17 protein-coding genes and 3 pseudogenes are annotated in these 18,414 nt (G+C 69.9%); 10 read left to right on the plus strand and 10 right to left on the minus strand.

Features of this window, described 5'->3' with window-relative positions:
* Positions 1-48: 48 nt before the first annotated feature.
* The 5 genes from M3185_RS15630 to M3185_RS15650 form a co-directional block, all read right to left on the minus strand.
* Positions 49-390 carry a metal-sensitive transcriptional regulator gene (locus M3185_RS15630; RefSeq protein WP_251334600.1) on the minus strand — a complete coding sequence of 114 codons (342 nt, stop codon included), beginning with the start codon at positions 388-390 and terminating at the stop codon, positions 49-51.
* Positions 391-488: 98 nt separating this feature from the next.
* Positions 489-752, minus strand: a complete 264-nt coding sequence (locus tag M3185_RS15635; protein WP_251334601.1) for a YHS domain-containing protein — start codon at positions 750-752, stop codon at positions 489-491.
* Between the two features lie 24 nt (positions 753-776).
* Complete coding sequence (locus M3185_RS15640) at positions 777-3,101, minus strand: heavy metal translocating P-type ATPase (RefSeq protein ID WP_251334602.1); 2,325 nt, start codon at positions 3,099-3,101, stop codon at positions 777-779.
* Positions 3,102-3,171: 70 nt separating this feature from the next.
* Positions 3,172-4,155, minus strand: a complete 984-nt coding sequence (locus M3185_RS15645) for a heavy-metal-associated domain-containing protein (RefSeq protein WP_251334603.1) — start codon at positions 4,153-4,155, stop codon at positions 3,172-3,174.
* The gene (locus M3185_RS15650) at positions 4,152-4,364 is read right to left on the minus strand and encodes a heavy-metal-associated domain-containing protein (protein WP_251334604.1); all 213 of its coding nucleotides are present in this window, start codon (positions 4,362-4,364) and stop codon (positions 4,152-4,154) included. Before M3185_RS15650 ends, M3185_RS15645 begins: the two co-directional genes overlap by 4 nt.
* Before the next feature lie 213 nt (positions 4,365-4,577).
* Here M3185_RS15650 and M3185_RS15655 point away from each other — a divergent pair, with 213 nt between their 5' ends.
* From M3185_RS15655 to M3185_RS15665, 3 genes and pseudogenes are all read left to right on the plus strand, one after another.
* Entirely contained in the window at positions 4,578-6,056 is a 1,479-nt protein-coding gene (locus M3185_RS15655) for an MFS transporter (protein ID WP_251334605.1), read from the plus strand.
* A gap of 528 nt (positions 6,057-6,584) precedes the next feature.
* The gene (locus M3185_RS15660; protein ID WP_251334606.1) at positions 6,585-7,166 is read left to right on the plus strand and encodes a dihydrofolate reductase family protein; all 582 of its coding nucleotides are present in this window, start codon (positions 6,585-6,587) and stop codon (positions 7,164-7,166) included.
* Between the two features lie 541 nt (positions 7,167-7,707).
* Positions 7,708-8,070 (plus strand): annotated as a pseudogene (locus M3185_RS15665) (recombinase family protein); the annotation flags it as partial.
* Positions 8,071-8,260: 190 nt separating this feature from the next.
* Here the strand turns inward: M3185_RS15665 and M3185_RS15670 are convergent.
* Complete coding sequence (locus M3185_RS15670; RefSeq protein WP_251334607.1) at positions 8,261-9,793, minus strand: DHA2 family efflux MFS transporter permease subunit; 1,533 nt, start codon at positions 9,791-9,793, stop codon at positions 8,261-8,263.
* 203 nt (positions 9,794-9,996) lie between these two features.
* On the opposite strand from M3185_RS15670, the gene M3185_RS15675 reads away from it, so the two are divergent.
* The 5 genes and pseudogenes from M3185_RS15675 to M3185_RS15695 all read left to right on the plus strand — a co-directional run.
* The gene (locus tag M3185_RS15675; protein ID WP_251334608.1) at positions 9,997-10,599 is read left to right on the plus strand and encodes a TetR/AcrR family transcriptional regulator; all 603 of its coding nucleotides are present in this window, start codon (positions 9,997-9,999) and stop codon (positions 10,597-10,599) included.
* Between the two features lie 201 nt (positions 10,600-10,800).
* The gene (locus M3185_RS15680; RefSeq protein ID WP_251334609.1) at positions 10,801-11,517 is read left to right on the plus strand and encodes an NADPH-dependent F420 reductase; all 717 of its coding nucleotides are present in this window, start codon (positions 10,801-10,803) and stop codon (positions 11,515-11,517) included.
* A 122-nt stretch (positions 11,518-11,639) separates the two neighbouring features.
* Positions 11,640-12,974, plus strand: coding sequence for an NtaA/DmoA family FMN-dependent monooxygenase (locus M3185_RS15685; RefSeq protein WP_251334610.1), 1,335 nt, complete (start codon positions 11,640-11,642; stop codon positions 12,972-12,974).
* A gap of 8 nt (positions 12,975-12,982) precedes the next feature.
* The gene (locus M3185_RS15690; protein ID WP_251334611.1) at positions 12,983-13,498 is read left to right on the plus strand and encodes a flavin reductase family protein; all 516 of its coding nucleotides are present in this window, start codon (positions 12,983-12,985) and stop codon (positions 13,496-13,498) included.
* A 169-nt stretch (positions 13,499-13,667) separates the two neighbouring features.
* A pseudogene (locus tag M3185_RS15695) lies at positions 13,668-14,048 on the plus strand (recombinase family protein); the annotation flags it as partial.
* Between the two features lie 287 nt (positions 14,049-14,335).
* On the opposite strand, the gene M3185_RS15700 reads toward M3185_RS15695, so the two are convergent.
* Both M3185_RS15700 and M3185_RS15705 read right to left on the minus strand, forming a co-directional pair.
* Entirely contained in the window at positions 14,336-14,800 is a 465-nt protein-coding gene (locus tag M3185_RS15700) for an OsmC family protein (protein WP_251334612.1), read from the minus strand.
* Positions 14,801-15,081: 281 nt separating this feature from the next.
* On the minus strand, positions 15,082-15,519 hold the full coding sequence (locus tag M3185_RS15705; RefSeq protein WP_251334613.1) for a hypothetical protein: 438 nt from the start codon (positions 15,517-15,519) through the stop codon (positions 15,082-15,084).
* 352 nt (positions 15,520-15,871) lie between these two features.
* Between M3185_RS15705 and M3185_RS15710 the strand changes: the two genes are divergently transcribed.
* The gene (locus M3185_RS15710) at positions 15,872-16,132 is read left to right on the plus strand and encodes a hypothetical protein (protein ID WP_251334614.1); all 261 of its coding nucleotides are present in this window, start codon (positions 15,872-15,874) and stop codon (positions 16,130-16,132) included.
* A 384-nt stretch (positions 16,133-16,516) separates the two neighbouring features.
* Here M3185_RS15710 and M3185_RS15715 read toward each other — a convergent pair whose 3' ends face one another.
* Complete coding sequence (locus M3185_RS15715) at positions 16,517-17,815, minus strand: Nramp family divalent metal transporter (protein ID WP_251334615.1); 1,299 nt, start codon at positions 17,813-17,815, stop codon at positions 16,517-16,519.
* 252 nt (positions 17,816-18,067) lie between these two features.
* On the opposite strand from M3185_RS15715, the pseudogene M3185_RS17565 reads away from it, so the two are divergent.
* A pseudogene (locus M3185_RS17565) lies at positions 18,068-18,172 on the plus strand (recombinase family protein); the annotation flags it as partial.
* A gap of 52 nt (positions 18,173-18,224) precedes the next feature.
* Here the strand turns inward: M3185_RS17565 and M3185_RS15725 are convergent.
* Positions 18,225-18,414, minus strand: a 190-nt coding sequence (locus M3185_RS15725) for a hypothetical protein (RefSeq protein WP_251334616.1), incomplete at its 5' end; no start/stop codon positions are given.

The raw sequence follows: 18,414 nt of genomic DNA on the forward strand, positions 1-18,414 counted from the left end.
GTGAGGCTGCGGAATCCGGCCGCCTTGGGAATGGAAAGGGCGGCGGGTTCAGGAGCGGACGAGGCGGGCGATGGCGTCGGCGGCTTCTTTGAACTTGGCGTCGGCGGCCTCGCCGCCGAGCTGGGCGGCGTCGGCGACGCAGTGCCTCATGTGGTCGTCGAGCAGTCCGAGTCCGACGTTGCGCAGCGCGGAGGTCAGTGCGGAGATCTGGGTGAGGATGTCGATGCAGTACTGCTCCTCGTCGACCATCCGGGCGATGCCGCGGGCCTGGCCCTCGATGCGCTTGAGGCGGGCGAGGTAGCGGTCCTTGTCGCTGATGTAGCCGTGGGTGGTGTGGCCCTCGGCGGCGGGGGTGTCGGTGGTGGTGTCGGGGGCCGGGGTGGTGTCCATGGTGGTGTTGTCGTCTTTCAGTCGGTTCCGAGTGAGCAGGTGGCCCCGGACCAGCTGTGGGGCCGGTCCGGGGCCATCGGGGCGCGGTGCTCAGTACGTCAGGCTGCCGCGTACTTGGCGGGGTCGGCGTCGAAGGCCGGGGCGCAGCCGGGGCAGCAGAACCAGTATCGCTGGCCGGCGTAGTCGCGGTAGAGCCCGGCGGCCTCGGCGGCGGCCTTGTCGACGAGGGTGCCGGCCATGACCGGGCACTCGGCCGTGTCGTTGGCACCCTCGGCGGGCTTGGCGGTCAGGGTCAGCTCCTGCGGGCCGGTGGTGTTGTCGGTGGAGCCGCAGCACCCGCAGCCTCCGGTGGTGTTTCCCATGGGTGTTCCTTTCGGTGGGTGGGTTCAGGCGTCGACCGGCTGCCGCACCCGGGGGCGGGTGGCGGTCGGTGACGGGGTGGTCGTGTGGCTGGTGAAGGTGCGCAGGCGCAGGCTGTTGGTGACCACGAAGACACTGGAGAAGGCCATGGCGGCGCCAGCGAGCATCGGGTTGAGCAGCCCGGCGGCGGCCAGCGGGATCGCGGCGACGTTGTAGGCGAAGGCCCAGAAGAGGTTGGTCTTGATCGTGGCCAGGGTCTTGCGAGCCAGGCGGATCGCGTCGGCGGCCGCGCGCAGGTCCCCGCGCACCAGGGTGAGGTCGGCGGCCTGGATGGCGGCGTCGGTGCCGGTGCCCATGGCCAGGCCCAGGTCGGCCTGGGCCAGGGCGGCGGCGTCGTTGACGCCGTCACCGACCATGGCCACGACCTTGCCCGTCTCCTGCAGCTCGGTGACCACCCGGACCTTGTCCGCCGGCAGCACCTCGGCGATGACCTCCTCGATGCCGACCTGGGCGGCGACCTGTTCGGCCGCGGCCCGGTGGTCACCGGTCAGCAGCACCGGGGTCAGGCCCAGGGCGCGGAAGGAGGCGATGGCCTCGGCACTGGTGTCCTTGATCGCGTCGGCCACCACCAGCACCCCGCGCACCTTCCCGTCCCAGGCGGCGACCACGGCGGTCTGCCCGGTGGCCTCCGCAGCCGTCTTGGCCTCAGCCAGGCCAGCAGGCATGGCCAGCGACCACTCGGCGAGCAGGGACTCACGGCCCACGACGACCAGGTGCCCGTCGACCACGCCCTGGACGCCGCGGCCTTCGAGGTTGGCAAAGTCCTCCGGGGTGGGCAGGACCCCGACCCGCTCGGCGGCGCCGCGGGCGATGGCGCCGGCGATGGGGTGCTCGGAGGCGTGCTCCAGGGCCCCGGCGAGGCGCAGCAACTCGGTCTCACTGGTGCCGTCGGCGGTGTGGACGCCCTGGAGGGTCATGGTGCCGGTGGTGACGGTGCCGGTCTTGTCCAGCACGATCGTGTCGATGCGGCGGGTGGACTCCAGCACCTCCGGGCCCTTGATCAGGATGCCCAGCTGCGCCCCGCGGCCGGTGCCCACCAGCAGGGCGGTCGGGGTGGCCAGGCCCAGGGCGCACGGGCAGGCGATGATCAGCACGGCGACGGCGGCGGTGAACGCCGCCGTGGCCGGGAACCCGGCGCCGAGCCAGGCGGCGAGAGTGGCCACGGCGAGGGCGATGACGATGGGCACGAACACCCCGGAGATCCGGTCGGCCAACCGCTGGACCTCGGCCTTGCCGGACTGGGCGTTCTCCACCAGGCGGGCCATCTGCGCCAGCTGGGTGTCCGACCCCACCCGGGTGGCGCGGACGACGAGCCGGCCCCCGGCGTTGACGGTCGCCCCCGTGACGGGGTCGCCCTCGGCGACCTCCACGGGCACGGACTCGCCGGTGAGCATCGAGGCGTCCACCGCACTGGAGCCGCTGAGAACCACACCGTCGGTGGCGATCTTCTCCCCGGGCCGGACCACGAACTCATCCCCCACGGCCAGCTGCTCGACGGGGATTCTGGTCTCGGCCCCGCCGCGCAGCACGGCCACGTCCTTGGCGCCGAGTTCGAGCAGGGCCCGCAGAGCGGCCCCGGCCTGGCGCTTGGAGCGCTTCTCGAAGTACCGCCCGGCGAGGATGAACAGGATCACCCCGGCGGCGACCTCCAGGTAGATGTTGGCTGCCCCGTCGGTGGGGGCCACCGACAGCTCGAAGGGGTGCCTCATGCCCGGGGTGCCGGCGGTGCCGAGGAACAGGGCGTAGAGCGACCACAGGAACGCGGCGGTGGTGCCCATCGAGATCAGGGTGTCCATGGTCGCCGCACCGTGGCGCAGGTTGGTGGCGGCGGCCTTGTGGAAGGGCCACCCGGCCCAGGCGACCACCGGGGCGGCCAGGGTCAGGGACAGCCACTGCCAGTGGGGGAACTGCAGGGCGGGGATCATCGCCATGGCGATCACCGGGACCCCCAGTGCTGCGGCACCGATCAACCGTTGGCGCAGGGCCAGCAGCTCCACGTCGCGACGGTCCGTCCCACCATCGGCCGCATCGTCCTCGGTCTCCTGGGGGATCGCGGGGAGCTGGGCCGTGTATCCGGCGTTGGCCACCGCGGTGATCAGCTGCTGGGGGTCGTAGCCGGCCGGGGCGCTGATGCGGGCCTTCTCGGTGGCGTAGTTGACCGTGGCAGTGACGCCGTCGAGCTTGTTGAGCTTGCGCTCGATCCGGTGGGCGCACGAGGCGCAGGTCATCCCGCCGATCTCGAGCTCGAGGTCGGTGCCCACCGCCGGGGGAGGGGCTGAGGATGCAGTCATGGGATGCTTCTTTCTCCCGGGACGGTCCCGGCCTGTTCGGCCGGGACCACTGCCGATGGTTGAGAAGGGGTCAGTGCCCGCCGTGCTCGGCGGTGGTGGTGCTGCTTGCGGTGGCAGTGCCACCGGTGGTGTCGGTGGTGTCGAGGGCGAACTGGGCGGTGTGGACGGTCCCGTCGACCTGGAAGTCGAAGTAGAGGTAGTACCGGCCCGGGCTCGGGGCCGTGGTGGCGAACTCCACCTCGGGCCCGGAGGTCTGCCCGGGGATCGGCTCGACGCCTTCGGGGTGGACGTGCAGGTAGGCCAGGTCGCCGGCGCGCAGGGCCACCAGATGCCCGTAGGCACCCAGGTAGGGCTGAAGCGTGGTGATCGGGGCCCCGTCCCGGGTGACGCTGATGGCCAGGTCGGAGTCGGACCCGGCCGACAAGCCGCCCTCCAGGGACACCTGGTATCCGTCAACCTGGTCGGCGACGGTCACCTCCGGGGTCGCCGGGTCGAAGGCCCCGGCAACGTGCACGGTACGGGTCAGCGTCAGGCTCTCCCCGTCCCCGGCCGGGGAGAAGTCGGCGTAGATGCGGTAGGTGCCGGCCGCCTCCCACCGCCAGGGCATCGACCAGCGCCCGTCCTCGTCCATCACGGGGTGGACGTGGCGGTAGTGGGCGCCGTCGGAGCGCACCACGATCAGGTGCAGGTCCTTCTCGTGCTCGGTGTCGTAGTCGGTGACCGGAGCCCCGTCGGGGCCGGTGATCGTGAACGCCAGCTCCCCGGCTTCCTCGGTGGTGCGCGGGGCGGAGACCTCCCGGAGGAGGTAGCCGCTCTGCTCCACGGTCACCCCCTGGGGCGGGTGGTCGGCGTAGCCGGTGGAGGTGGTCCCGACCGGGGCCTGGTCCTGGCTGTGCTCGTCGGTTCCGTGCTGCTCCACTGCACTTCCTTCCGTCTGCTGCGTCCAGGCCTCCACCGTCTCGGCGGGCACCACGGCACCGGCCGCGGCGAAGGCCCCGGCGAACACCACCACCACACCGGCCGCGTAGGCCCCCAGCCGTCCGGCGGCGTTCACACCGACCGCACGACCTGGTAGCCGGCCTCCTGCACCGCGGCCACCACTGCCGCCTCATCCACCAGCTCGGTGCTGGTGACGGTGAGCCGGCCACTCTGGTGGCTGACCTCCACGAACTCGACGCCGGGGATCTCCTGGACCTCCTGGCGCACCGACATCTCGCAGTGCCCGCAGGTCATCCCGGTCACCTGGAACTGAGTGGTCGTCATGGTCGTCATCCTCCCGATCGATTACCCCTAGGGGGTATATGTACATCTTCATGTGTACCCCCCCGGGGTACCAGTGTCAAGTGATGCCAGAAGCTCTGGAGGGTTTGACATGCGTACCCCCTGGGGGTAAGGATGAACCTGTGAACATACCCCATAGGGGTATCAACTTATTGCGCGGTGACTGCCGTGCCCCCTGTCCTGAGGAGCTCTCCGATGCCTGCTGCCGCCTCCGCCACCGCGCGGTCTGACACCTCCGGGGGCTCCCGGGGCGGGCTGGTCCCGCTGCTGGTGATCGCCACCGCCCAGCTGATGCTGGTGCTGGACGACTCGGTCGTGAACATCGCCCTGCCGTCCATCCAGCGCGAGCTCGGGGTTCCGGCGGTGCACCTGCCGTGGGTCGTCAACGCCTACATCCTCGCGTTCGGGGCGCTGCTGCTGCTGGGTGGCCGGATCGGGGACCTGTTCGGGCGCCGCCGTACCCTGCAGATCGGCATCGCCGTGTTCATCGTCGCCTCACTGGTCGGCGGCCTCGGGCAGGGCGCAGCGATGCTCATCGCAGCACGGGCCGTGCAGGGGGTCGGGGCGGCGATGACCGCGCCCAATGCCCTGGCCCTGATCGCGACGACCTTCTCGACGCGCAGGATGCGCGACAACGCGCTGTCGCTCTACGGGGCGATGTCAGGGCTGGGCATCGTGGTCGGCCTGCTGCTGGGTGGGGTGCTCACCGGCACCCTGGGCTGGCGGTGGGTGTTCTTCATCAACGTCCCGATCGGGCTGCTCGTGCTCCTGGGCTCGCGCACCCTGGTCGGCGCCGAGCCGCACACCGGCCGACTCGGCACCTTCGGGACAGCGCTGGGCACCGTAGGCATGGTCGCCCTGGTGTACGCGATCACCCGGTTCGGTGAGGACGGGTTCACCGACCCCCTCGCCTGGAGCCTCGTGGCCGCCGGGGTGGTGGCCCTGGCCGCGTTCACGCTCACCCAGTCGCGCAGCCGCAACCCCCTGGTGCCGTTGGACCTGTTCGGTGACCGCCACCGCTCCGGGGCCTACCTCACCATGCTCCTGGTCGCTGTCGGGCCGATGGGGACCTTCTACGTCATCACCCTCTACCTGCAGCAGGTGCTCCAGTACAGCCCGCTGCGCACCGGCATCTCCTGGTTGCCCTTCGCCGCCGGCATCGTCGTCGGCGCCGGCCTCGCACCGAAGCTGCTGCTGCGCCTCGGCCCGCGCTACATCGCAGCACTGGGTGCGCTGCTGGGCGCCGCGGCGGCGTTCTGGCTGTCTACGATCACCGTTCAGGCGACCTACTGGGTGGATCTCGCCCCGGCGATGTTCCTCCTCGCGGTCGGCTTCGGGGCTGCTGCGGTCACCCTCACTCAGGCCGCCGTCTACCGTGTCGACCCGGACAAGGCCGGGATCGCCTCCGCGCTGCTCAACTCCGCCCAGCAGATCGGCGTGGCCCTGGGTCTGGCCGTGCTGGCCGGGATCGCCGCCACCGTCGCCGGCGCCCCCGAAAACCAGGTGGTGCCGATGGGGGAGGCCCTGGTCGCCGGATACGGCGCCGCGATGACCGCCGCCACCGGGCTCCTCCTCGTGGCCGCAGCACTGGCCCTGGTCACCCTCACCGCCCCACCGGTGGCCGAGGAGCACACCCCCGAGCCTGCCAGCGCCCTGCCCGGGACGACACGCTGAAACAGGCCCCCGTGTGGCCTGAGCCTGAGTTGCCGCCCTGGGTGGCAACTCCGGCCCAGGCCACCGCTTCGCATATGGCCGGCTGCCGGACATTGTTGATGGGAACGATGATGCAGTGGAGGCGCTGTTTCACCGAGCGCGGGTACTCCTCGGCGCAGCCTGACGTCTCCCACCTTTGGCGGGTCCAAGAGCTTCGCTCCGAGGAGACCAACCGCCTGAAGGGAAGCGACTACGAGAAGCCGTTGTCCAAGAATCCGGGGACAAGCGCGGTCGGGACGTGATCCGTCAGCTCCTCGAGGGCGGCATCACCTTCCTCGAGGAGCTGATCACATGGCCGACAAGCGACGCCGGCAATGTTGATGCGGTCACCGAGACGCCACGCCAGTGAGGGCGTCCCACTAGAGGTGCCTGCGCGGACATCTCGGCCATGTGCTGGACAGCTGGCCGTTGCCGGCCGGTAGATTTCGTACCAGAGCGACGGCTGACGGCACGCTGGGTCGGGGCCAACCCCAAAGCGGAGGAGAGCTTGTGGGAACGGTGGTCATGTACGGCTCGGTGTCGGTGGACGGCTTCATCGCCGACGAGAACGACCAGCCTGGGCCGCTGTTCGACTGGTTGCTCGGCGGTGACGTGCCGTTGGACGAGAGCGGCGCGTTGAAAGTGTCGCAAGAGTCCTACGACTACATCAGGCCGTACTGGGATCAGATCGGGGCAACGGTTGTCGGCCGCCACGTCTTCGACCTGACGGACGGCTGGGGCGGAAAGCCTCCGGGCGGAGTCGACCACGTGGTTGTTGTGACCCACCGGCCGGCGCCCGAGGGGTGGGACCCCGAGGCGCCGTTCCACTTCGTCGATGGCTCTGAGGCAGCCGTGGCCAAGGCGCAGGAGCTTGCAGGTCACCGCATCGTCGAGATAGCCGCCGGCGACGTCGGTGGCCAGGTGTTTGCCGCGGGCCTGGTCGACGAGGTGCGCATGGACGTCGTACCCGTCGTGTTCGGGTCCGGCAAGCGCTATTTCGGGTCGGTCCACGCACCGCACCTGTTGGAGGATCCCGACGTGGTGACTCTGGGCCACCGGGTGCTTCACCTGCGCTATCGGGTGCGCCGTTGACCGACCTGAGCGGGTACGCGAAGAAGTCCACTGCGAACGGTGACCGACGATCGGGCCTGGCGTAGGTCCGCAGGCGCAGGAACTGCGGCCCGAGCGGCCCGTCCGCCAGGACTTCTCGGTCGTCGATCTGCGGGCCGGAGTAGGAGGGGCCTCGTTGTAGGAGGCGACCATCCGGGTGCTCAGCTGCGGATCGGCGTCGTCTGCCGGCAGAGCTCCGAGTATCGCTCCACGGTTTCGGGAAGCGGGAGCACGGTCGGGGTGGGCGGCAGGGCCACGTGCAGCTCTCCTCTGGGGTGGCGGGTGCTCGCCACACCCGGGGTGCGTCGTCTTCGGCGTGTCGGGCGGCCCGTTCCGGATCCCCTGCGGGGCAAGTGGGCCAGTGGCCGGCGGCGACCACAGACATCGACCGAAGAGGAGAAGGCCCGGACCGCAGACGATGCCACGGCAGCCCCGCGGCCGTCAGGGGAGGGGCATCACCGTCAGCTTGGCGTGTCGTCTTATCGCGCTACCACGACGCCGGCGACATGGTCGTCCGCCTTCGAAGGTGGGTCGGTCGACGCTGAACATGGTGGTCTTCGCCGAGCAGCCGCGGGGCAGGGCGCGGGGTCGCGGGTGCTGACCCTCGGTGGGGGAGACGTGGACACCGCCACCCCGATGGGGCCGATGGTCTTCACGGTCATGGCTGCCCTGGCGCAGATGGAGCTGGAGATCAAGCGGGAGCGGATCACGGACGCGGTGGCCGAACGGCGGCCGCCGGCAAGGACCTCGGCGGCCGCCGTCAGACCTTCACCGACTCCCGGATCCGCAATGCCCTCCGGCTGATCGAGGGTGGGGAGCCGGCGACCCAGTCGCCCGCGACCTGGGCATGTCGCGGGCGACCCTGTACCGGCGCATCCGGGGACTCCGGCGCCAATGGCCTGAGCGTGCCGATCAGCGATGCATCCCGTGTGGGTTTCACACCAAGGGCCGTGCGGTGACGGGGCCTTTGGTGAGTGCTGTGCGGGAGCTCTTGTTCGGTCCCGTGCGCGGCCAGGCGATCGGAACTCGGTTCGATACGCATCTCCGGAGGTTCCCGACGGCAGCTGGGGGATGAGTCAGGCCACCGATCCAGGGGTCTCGGGAGCCGGCGTTCCAGGGGTATGGGGGCCCGTCGCCCCAGGTCGGCGGACGAGCAGGGTGGCGAGGGCCGAGACGGAGGCGATGACGGCCGCGGCGGTGAAGGCGGCCTGGGCGGGGACGGCCTGGGCGGCATCCAGGGAACCGGTGCCGTGTGCGGTGGATCCCAGGGTGTAGGCGGAGACGAGGACCGCGGTGCCGGCCGCGCCACCGAGCTGCTGGATGGTGCCGAGCGCCGCGCTACCGTGGGGGTAGAGGTGGGCGGGCAGCGCCGACAGCGCGGCCGTGGTCAGCGGGCTCCACATCAGCGCCTGCCCGATGATCATGGTGATGTAGGCGATGAGCAGGGTGGGCACGGCCGTGCCGGAGTCGAGGCGGCTGAGGAACCACAGGGATCCGGCGACGACGAGTGCCCCGGGGATCGCCAGGGGCCGGGGGCCGAGCCGGTCGTAGAGACGCCCGCCGATGGCCGAGACCACCGCGATCGTGACACCGCCGGGCACGAGGAACAGCCCGATCTGCAAGGTGCCCAACCCGCTGACACTGCTCAGCAGCAGCGGGAAGACGACTCCCGTGCCGAAGGCCGTCATGGTCAAAGCCAGCATCACCACCAGCGGCACCGTGAACGCCCTGACGGCGAAGATCCGCACGTCCAGGAGTGCGCCGTCGGTGCGCTGAAGCGCCCGCTGCCGCAGGACGAAGGCGGCCATGCCGAGCACGCCCACGAGGATCGGCAGGTGCGGGGGGATGGGCGTGTGGCCCGAGGTGGCCTCCCCGATGGTGGCCAGCCCATAGACCAGGGCACCGAACCCCACCGCCGAGAGGACGAGGGAGAGCACATCGAGGGTGACCGGTTCCGGGGTGGTGATGTTGCGCAGCTTCACCGCACCCAGCACCAGCCCAGCCAGGGCGATCGGCACCATCAGGAGGAACAACCACCGCCAGCTCAGCTGCGACAGCACCAGGCCCGAGACCGCCGGGCCCAGCGCCGGTGCGGCGGAGGAGACGATCACGACCAGCGCCATCATCCGGCCCTGGCGGCTGGAGGGGACCAGGCGCATGGTCGTGGCCATCAGCAGCGGCAGGAAGACCGCGGTGCCGACAGCCTGGATGATCCGGCCGGTGAACAGGAGCCCGAAGCCAGGGGCGAGAGCGGCGAGCGCCGTCCCCAGTGCGAAGAGTGACATCGCGGTCAGGAAGATCGTGCGCAGGGGGAACTTGCGCATCACGAAGCCGGTGGCCGGGATCAGGACGGCGAGGGTGAGCAGGTAGCCGGTGGTCAGCCACTGCCCGGTCGTCGCGGTGATCGCCAGCTCCTCGATGAGGGTGGGTAGCGCAACACCCAGCAGCATCTCGTTCAGCAGCACGATGAACGTCGAGGCCATTAGCAGCCCCAGGGCCAGGCCGTCACCGGGGGCCAGCTTCTCGGCCGAACCCGTGACCGGCGCAGCGGCCGGCACGTGGGGGCCGGTATCGGGTTGTGGGTCGATCGAGACCTGTGGGGTGGTCATGAGGGGTGCTCTCTTTCTGGTGCGGTGGGGTCAGCCTCGACGTGGACCGGTGCGGACCGGGCCCCTGTGGTCGACGGCATGCCAGAGGGGGTGTGTATCCCAACAGGGGATGCCCCCATGGCAGTAAAATGGAGAAGTTCTCCGCTTGCCATGGACGACTATGCGGAGATAGTCTCCACTTTGTCAATGAGAGGAGCAGGACCATGACCGAGGCAGGGACCGGCACGCGTCGGCCGCGCACCGATGCCCGGCGCAACCGCACGCGCATCCTGGAAGTCGCCGAGGAGTTCTTCGCCGAGGCCGGCATCACCGGGTCCCTGGACGCGCTGGCCAAGCGCGCCGGTGTGGGGGCCGGGACCCTCTACCGGCACTTCCCCAACCGGGACGCGCTGCTGGCGGCTCTCTTGCAGGCCCGCAACGAGGACCTGGAGGCCCGGCACCGGGCTATCCGGGAGGAGACCGACTCGGCGGCCGCCCTCGAGCAGTGGCTGGAGGCGCTGGGGGAGTGGGTGACCGCTTTCGACGGGCTGCCCGACCCCTTGCGGGCGGCACTGTCTGAGGAATCCTCCCCGCTGGCGATCACCTGTCAGGGCTTCATCACGACCACCGACGAGTTCCTCGCCGCCGCCCAGCGCGAGGGCACGGCCCGGCCGTGGGTGCGCGGGCGGGACCTGTTCCTGGCGGCCCTGGCCACGGCCTGGGTGCGCGGGGCCGCGATGTCCGATGAGGCCTCGGCCCAGGCGATGCGAGACATGGTCCGTTCCGGCTGGGCCACACCCCAGGCCGGGGACGCCCCGGCGACCTGATCTGCACCGACGACCACGAGAATGCCGACGCAACCCCTCGTGCCGAGCACGGCGCTCCGCAGGACGAGGCGGCAACGACTGCTGAGCCGGCGATGGAGCCCTGCTCGCGGGGTGTCGTGAACTGCCCACTGCGGGACGGACGCCCGAGCGGGCGCCGACCCCGCTTCATCCATCCCACCTATCCCAGATTGAGAACTTGTCATGTCCACCCTTGGCATCATCGGCAGCGGCAACATCGGCGCGGCCATCGCGCGCCTGGCAACAGCGGCCGGCATCCCGGTCGTCATCGCCAACTCCCGCGGCCCCGAAACCCTCACCGATCTCGTCGCCGAGTTGGGACCGCTGGCCACCGCGGGCACCGTCGAGCAGGCCGCCGACGCCGGGGAGATCGTGGTGCTGTCCGTGCCGCTGACCGCGGCAACCGCGATCCCGGCGGAAGCGCTGGAAGGCAACACCGTGGTCGACACCAGCAACTACTACCCGTTCCGCGACGGGCGCATCCCCGTCCTCGACGCAGAGGAGCTCACCACCAGCGAGCTCGTCCAGCGCCACGTCGCCGGAGCCCGGCTGGTCAAGGCGTTCAGCAACATCCTCGCCCACCACATCCCCGCCCTGGCCCGCCCGGCCGGGGCGCCGGACCGCACCGCCCTGCCGATGGCGGGCAACGACGCCGCAGCCAAGGCCCAGGTGGCGGGGCTGGCCGACCGGCTCGGGTTCGACACCGTCAACGCCGGCGCCCTGTCCGAGGGCTGGCGGTTCGAGCCCGAGGCCGCCGCCTACACCCGGCTCTACCTTGCTGACCCCGCCACCCCCGCGGAGCAGATGCTCGAGGCTGCGTCCGCCCCCGTCGCCGCCGCCACGTTGACCTCCGCACTGGAAGGAGCCCAGCGGGTGCGGGTGGCCGAGCGCACCTTCTGAAGCACCCGCCCCTCATCCCTGTACGCGGTGGCACCTGCCGGACCGGCGTCCATCCGATGCTGCTCCGACAGTGGCACCCCACCGATTTAGAAGGCCCGGCGACGGCCGGAGGAGAAGAGACCGTGACGAATTCGCAGATGATCCTGGGCATGCAGCTCGGCAACGGCTACGGTTCCCAGCCGGCCGCCTGGCGGGCGCCCGGGGTGGACCCGTCCAACTACACCGACTTCGACGCCCAGGTCCGCTACGCCCAGGCCGCCGAACGCGGCAAGTTCGCGTTCCTGTTCCCGCCCGACTTCCTGGCCCTGCAGACGGACGTGGAGCGCGAGTCACCCCAGCTCACCCTCGAACCCATGATGACGCTGGCGGCGATCGCCCGGGCAACCCAGCGCATCGGCCTGGTGGCCACCGGGTCGACGACCTTCAACGAGCCCTACAACCTCGCCCGGCAGTTCAAGGCCTTGGACGTGATGAGCCACGGGCGTGCCGGGTGGAACGCGGTGACCACCAGCGATCCCGCATCGGCCGCCAACTTCGGCCGGCAGATCGCCGCCCGCCCGCAGCGCTACCAGCGCGCCCACGAGATGATCCAGATCACCCAGGCGCTGTGGGGCAGCTGGCAGCGCGACGCCTGGGTCAAGGACACGAGCACCGGGCGGTTCGCCGACCCGGGGAAGATCCAGGCGATCAACCTCCACGGTGAGCACGTCGCCTCCCGGGGGCCGTTGGCCATTCCGTCCTCGGAGCAGGGGCAGCCGGTGATCTTCTCCGCCGGCGGCGGGGACTACGGGCTGGAACTGGCCGGGCGCTACGCCAGCGCGGTCATCGGTGCGGTGTTCACCATCGAGGACGCGCGCGCCCAGCGTGAGGCGATCCGCGAGGCGGCGGTTCGGGCTGGGCGCGACCCCGAGGAGGTGAAGTTCTTCGCCGGGGTGATGCCGGCCATCGGCCCCACCAAGCGCGCCGCCCTGGACCGCCGTGTGGCCCTGGGCGAGCACATCTTCCCGGCCCGTGTCCCGTACCTGGGCTCCATGCTGGGACTGGAGCTGGACGTCGACCAGCTGGACCAGCCCCTGAGCCCCGCCCAGCTGGCGGCCGCCCGCCCCAGCCCCTTCGATCCCCGCTCCCCGCGGGCCCTGGAGGTCGCCCGGGAAGGGTGGACCCTCCGCGACATCCTCGCCCACGGGGTCATCGACTACCACCCGACACCGGTGGGCCCGGCCTCGGTGACCGCCGACCACCTGCAGGAATGGTTCGAGGCCGGGGCGGCCGACGGCTTCTGGGTCTCCATCGACGTCTACGAGGACGGGATCGACACCTTCGTCGACGAGGTCGTGCCCCTCCTACAAGAGCGCGGGCTCTACCACCACGACTACGAGGGCTCCACCCTGCGCGGGCACCTCGGCGCCCCCGCCCAGTACGGACTGGACCCCCGGCTCACGGACCTCACCCGGTGACCCCGGCCATGAGCACATCCACCCACCGGCAGGACATCGACCCGAGGGCCTTCCGGGACGCCCTGGGGCTCTACGCCTCCGGGATCACGGTCATCACCGGCCTCGACGAACAGGGCCCGATCGGGTTCACCTGCCAGTCCTTCTACAGCGTCTCCACCGCGCCCCCGCTGATCTCCTTCAGCGTCATGAAGACCTCCACCACCTATCCCCGGATCCGGCGGACCAGGAGGTTCGCGGTCAACGTCCTCTCGCACCGCCAGCAGGGGGTCTCGAACCAGTTCGCCCGCAAGGGCGCCGACAAGTGGGCGGACATCCGATGGAGCCCGACCCGGGCGGGCACCCCGGTGCTGGAGGACACCCTCATGTGGCTCGACTGCCAGATCTGGACCAAGCACGACGCCGGCGACCACCTCATCGTCCTGGGCCAGGTCACCGAGATGAGCCCGGCCGCCCGGCAGGTGCATGAACCCCTCCTGTACTTCCAGGGCCGGTACCGCCGCCTGAGCCCGGACGAGGCAGCCTGAACCACGCCACCGCGCCCCGAGGTTAAGGGCCCCACCACACCTTCAGCGCCGGAACAGCTGCTGATTGACCCTGGACATGGGAGCCAGGAGCGGCCTCTTCCCCTCCGCTTCACAGAGGGCCCATCAAGGGCGCACCGTGCTGCAGTTGAGGTTTCTCTGCGGGTCCCGGCGGTCGATGCAGAACATGCTGGCCTCCGCTGAAGCGCTGCGGGGCAGAGGTGCCAGGTTACGGGTACTGAACCCCGGTGGGGGGAGGGGGGACGTGGATACTGGCACCCCGATGGGCTCAGTGGTCCTCACCGTGATGGCGACCCTGGCGCAGATGGAGGTGGAGGTCACGCGCGAGCGGATCACCGACTCGGTGGCCAAGCGCCAGGCGGGTGGCAAGGACCTGGGCGGGTGACGTCCCACCTTCACCGACTCCCAGACCAGGAACGCGCTGCATTCAATCGATCCCGGGGAGCCAGCCACCCAGGTCGCCCGCGACCTCGGCATGTCGAGGGCCGCCCTGTACCGGCGGATCCGCGAACTGCCCATGTCGTCCATCTGAGCGTGCGTATGGACCTCGAGTCCGGGCGTCAGCGCCCTCTCCATACGCCCATCGCTCACCCACGAACCTTTTGTGCCCCTTATGAGCATGAACGAGCAGACGAGGGGCCCCGCTGATGTGCGTTGCGGACAACGTCAAGAATCCCAGTTTGTGTCCGGTCGTGGATCTGCTCAATCCCCGTCGCTCCGGTGGGAACGTGCTCGTATCGGCTGCAGGCAGCCCCTCTGGGCGTGATGCCGGGCGGCGAACCGGGTCCGATGTGTGCCTTGCCGCATCTGTCCGGGCGGCTACCGGGCGTCGTCGGCGGTGCCGTCGAGGTCGATGCTGACGTCGTGGCCGACGGCGGTGCCGTGCTCCACCGTCCGTGAGACCGTGCAGTACTTGTCGTGGGAGAGAGCGAGGACGCGCTCGACGATCCCGGCGGCCTTGCGCCCGCCCGCGTCGTCGGGGAAGGAGAGGTGGTAGGACAGGTGCAGGTTCTCCAGGCGGTTCGCGCCGCTGTCCTCGATGATCTTGTGCCCGGTGGCCTCGACCCGGAACTGCGAGGGTTCACAGCTGCGGGAGGTGACGGTGTCCACGTCGATGGAGGAGCACCCGGCGATGGCGGCCAGCAGCAGCTCCACCGGTGAGAGCAGGTCCTCGCCCTGGCCGAAGTCGATCTCGGCCCCGGCGGTGTTGCGGGCGGTGTAGCGGCCGGTGGCGGTGCGGGTCAGCGCGACGGAGCGCAGCGTGGGGTCCTGGGGTCCAGTCATGGGTCCATGGTGCCAATCCTGCCGCCGACCCGAGTCAATATCGTCACACCCTCTTGCCACCGGCGGCTCCGGAGGGTGTCGAACTCCCGCTGCTGGTGGCTGCGCAGAGAACCATCGTGATCAGTCCGCGCGGACCCCGGATTTTTGGCCTTGAGGCGTGCGCTCCAGATTCCGATTGCCAGCCCCTTGACGGTGTTCCCCTTCTGCGTGGGCGTCTGCAGTATCACCTCGTCACGCTCCACCTCCCCATGTCTGTGGAGGCCCGCTGGAACCGTGCGGGGTCAGGGATTGGAGACGATCGTTCCCCCGAGCTCGTTCTGCAGCTGCTGCAGCGACGCTTCATCGGGCGAGATGATGACCCAGTTCTGCGCGTGCAGGAAAGGGATCCTTCCCCTACTGCCGAGGGTGTTCAGGAAGCCCTCCATGCTCTCTTCGGAACCGGCGACTGCCATCCCCATGAGGCCGTTGGTGCAGTCCAGGAAGGTGGTCTCCGGATCGGCCGGCGCTGACAGCTGATCCGTGCCCGGGCACTCGACACCGGTATCGACGACGTCCTCGCGCAGCGCCACGGCGTCGTCGTAGGTCTTGGCGGGGCCGTTGACCACTGCCTGGATGTCGGTGGCCGTCGGCCCGCAGCCGGTCAGCGCCAGAGCGGAAAGAGAAAGCAGGGCGGTAGTAGCTCGGCGCACGAGAAGCTCCGGTCGTCGGGGATCGAGCATGGGCGCAGGATCAAGCGCGTAGGTCCACGGGCGGACATCCGCTTCGATTCTATGAGGTTTCCCGCCGGTGCGGCGGTGAGAGGCGCGGTGACGGGCAGAGCAGCGCAAGGTGGCATGGCACAGGGCCCTAGCGGGAGAACTGGTTCTCGACCGCGAGGACCATCCGCCGCAAGCACCCTGCGTGTTCGTCGACTGGAGCCATCTGCTTTCGTGCCGATCGAAACCCTGGACGTGTTGACCGGTCTGCTGCACCGCCACTGCAGGACGCACGACATTCCGGTCGCACCAGCGGGCCGGGTCGGTCTGCACTCAGGCGACGCACGTCCTGCGCTGGTACCGCGACAGCGCTCGCGTGGGGGCTTTGGCCGTGGCTTGCTGCCTGTCGCAGGTCACGGGCTACCGGTATCTGCACGAGGGCATCGACGTGCTGGCTCCCCAGGCTCCGGAGCTGCACGAGGCTCTGACCCGGGTGCAGGAGGACGGATTGCCCTTGCTGAACCTGGGCGGGACAGTGATCACCACCGACCGTCCGGCCGAACGCGGGGACAACGGCAAGCACCGGTGGTATTCGGGCCAGCACAAGCGTTTCGGTGAGGTCCAGGAAACACGATGATCCCACCGGGTTGCCGCTGTGCATCTCCCTGGTGGAGCCGGGCCTGGTCCACGACATCACGGCTGCGCGCACCCACTGCCTGGGAGCCCTGTGCCCGGTTGCCGCGACCGGGACCCTGAGCCCGACGGACAAGGGCTACCCAAACGCCGGCATCGGGATGCGCACCCCGTCAGGGGTCATCGTCTGGGAACGGACCATCGCGCCTACAACACCCTGCTGACCGGGATGTGTCAGATCGGGAACGTGCCAACGCCCCGCTATCGCAGCGCCCCGGGCCCGTGCAGGACCCGGGGCCTTGTGGCCACCGCCGGTGGGTGAGGTCGAACACCGTCGGAGGACGTGGGTGCGAGCGGGCGTGTGCGTGTGCCCGCGGGCAACCGTCGGTCAGGCGCCGAATAGCGGCGCGACCGCCTTCACCAGCTGCTGGATTCCCAGCACCCCGAACAGCAGCGCGGTGATGCCCATGGCGATGTTGGTGTGGGCCCTGTTGGACCACTCCTTGGGGATCCGCTTGCCGTTGAGCAGGCCCAGCAGGGTCAGAGCGATGAAGGGCATGAACAGCGAACCCAGCACCCCGTAGGCCAGGATCAGGCCGATGGGCTGGCCCAGGGCGAAGAGGATCATGGGCGGGAACGTCAGCCACAGCACGTAGAAGCGGAAGTACTTGCCTCCAACCCGGGTGTCGGGGTGCCCGGAGCCCTTGCCGCGCACATTGCCCCAGAAGTCGGCGAACATCAGCGACACGCCGTTCCACACCCCGATGATCGAGGAGAAGGACGCCGCCCAGAAGCCGACGAGGAAGCCGATGCCGACCACATCGCCGTACTCCGCGCGCAGCACGGTGGACAGATCCAGCAGCCCCTCGTCGCCGGAGCTCAGGGCGACCCCGGCGGTGCGGACCACCTCGGCGCCCACGATGAGCATCGCCAGCACGAAGATGCCGGTCATCACGTAAGCCATGGAGTTGTCGATGCGCATCACCCGCATCCACTTGGGCGTGTACCAGCCCTTCTCCCGCAGCCAGTAGCCGTAGGCGGCCAGGGTGATGGTGCCCCCGACGCCCCCGGCCAGGGCCAGGGTGTAGAGCACCCCGCCGTCGGGGATCAGCGGAATCAGGCCCTTGGCCATCTCCGGGAGGTTGGGCGTGGCCAGGACGGCCAGGCCCACGACGGTGACGAACATCAGCGCGACCAGGGCGGCGGTGATCTTCTCGAACGTGGCGTACTTGCCGAACCAGACCATGACGAACCCCAGCAGGCCCATCATGATGGCCCAGGCCCACAGCGGCAGCACCGGGAACAGGGCGGCCAGCGGCAGTGCTGCCGAGGACATCGCGGTGGCTCCGTAGACGAAGCCCCAGATCATGATGTAGGGGCCGAAGTACCAGCTCGTCCACCGCCCCAGAGAGCGCCAGCCTTCGAAGATGGTCTTGCCGGTGGCCAGGGTGAAGCGCCCGGCGCCCTCGACCAGGATGATCTTGAGGACCACCCCCACGATCACCGCCCAGAAGAGGGCATAGCCGTACCGGGAGCCGGCCACCAGGGTGGCCACCATGTCGGCGGCACCCACGCCGGTGGCCGCGACCACCAGGCCCGGTCCCACGATCTTCCACTTCGCCGGGGCCCCGCCGTCGTCATCCACCCGGGCCTCATGCCGCACGGCGGCATGCTGTTCTGCAGTCATAGGTTCTGTCGAGTTCCTCGCATCGATACGGTGAGCACTTCTGGACCGCGCGTGGTGGACGGGCCGGTGGCCGCATCAAGGTGCGCCACCGTGGGCGCGTCGATCGCGCTCGGTCCCTACGCCACGACGTGTTTCCAGAAGTGACCCCTGTCACGGCCCAGTGTATACGTATGCACCAGTGTGTCCCGCATCGCCCGAGAAAGTACCGGATGGCCGGAGCACGAGATTCCGGTGGTTACGGTGTCGAACTGCCCGGGGAGATCGGTGCAGGACATGCCCGCCACCGCCGAGCAACTGCGGAGCAGGGGAGCGGGGTTGCGCGTGTTCGACCTGGGTGGGGGAGACGTGGACACCGCTGAGGCGGGCCTCCGTCCAGAAGGCCTGCCTCAGGAGTGCGGTGCGTGGGTGATTACCGTGCCGTCTGCCCGATGGTGGCGAGGTCGAGGTCCTTGGTCTCCGGGGCGAAGGAGATCGAGAGCATCGCGATGGCGGTGGTGGCGATGATGATGGCCACCACCACGTCCGTGCCGCCGGTCCACAGCACGATGGCTCCGGCCAGGGCGGGCATGAACCCGGCCAGCAGGATGGAGGCCATCTGG

Origin of the sequence: Kocuria rosea, from assembly GCF_023715525.1 — a bacterium.
Classification (GTDB): domain Bacteria; phylum Actinomycetota; class Actinomycetes; order Actinomycetales; family Micrococcaceae; genus Kocuria; species Kocuria rosea_A.

Coding starts and splice junctions, on each gene's coding strand:
- M3185_RS15630 (WP_251334600.1), bottom strand. CDS start 390: ATGGACACCACCCCGGCCCCCGACACCACCACCGACACCCCCGCCGCC.
- M3185_RS15635 (WP_251334601.1), bottom strand. CDS start 752: ATGGGAAACACCACCGGAGGCTGCGGGTGCTGCGGCTCCACCGACAAC.
- M3185_RS15640 (WP_251334602.1), bottom strand. CDS start 3,101: ATGACTGCATCCTCAGCCCCTCCCCCGGCGGTGGGCACCGACCTCGAG.
- M3185_RS15650 (WP_251334604.1), bottom strand. CDS start 4,364: ATGACGACCACTCAGTTCCAGGTGACCGGGATGACCTGCGGGCACTGC.
- M3185_RS15655 (WP_251334605.1), top strand. CDS start 4,578: ATGCCTGCTGCCGCCTCCGCCACCGCGCGGTCTGACACCTCCGGGGGC.
- M3185_RS15670 (WP_251334607.1), bottom strand. CDS start 9,793: ATGACCACCCCACAGGTCTCGATCGACCCACAACCCGATACCGGCCCC.
- M3185_RS15675 (WP_251334608.1), top strand. CDS start 9,997: ATGACCGAGGCAGGGACCGGCACGCGTCGGCCGCGCACCGATGCCCGG.
- M3185_RS15680 (WP_251334609.1), top strand. CDS start 10,801: ATGTCCACCCTTGGCATCATCGGCAGCGGCAACATCGGCGCGGCCATC.
- M3185_RS15690 (WP_251334611.1), top strand. CDS start 12,983: ATGAGCACATCCACCCACCGGCAGGACATCGACCCGAGGGCCTTCCGG.
- M3185_RS15700 (WP_251334612.1), bottom strand. CDS start 14,800: ATGACTGGACCCCAGGACCCCACGCTGCGCTCCGTCGCGCTGACCCGC.
- M3185_RS15705 (WP_251334613.1), bottom strand. CDS start 15,519: ATGCTCGATCCCCGACGACCGGAGCTTCTCGTGCGCCGAGCTACTACC.
- M3185_RS15715 (WP_251334615.1), bottom strand. CDS start 17,815: ATGACTGCAGAACAGCATGCCGCCGTGCGGCATGAGGCCCGGGTGGAT.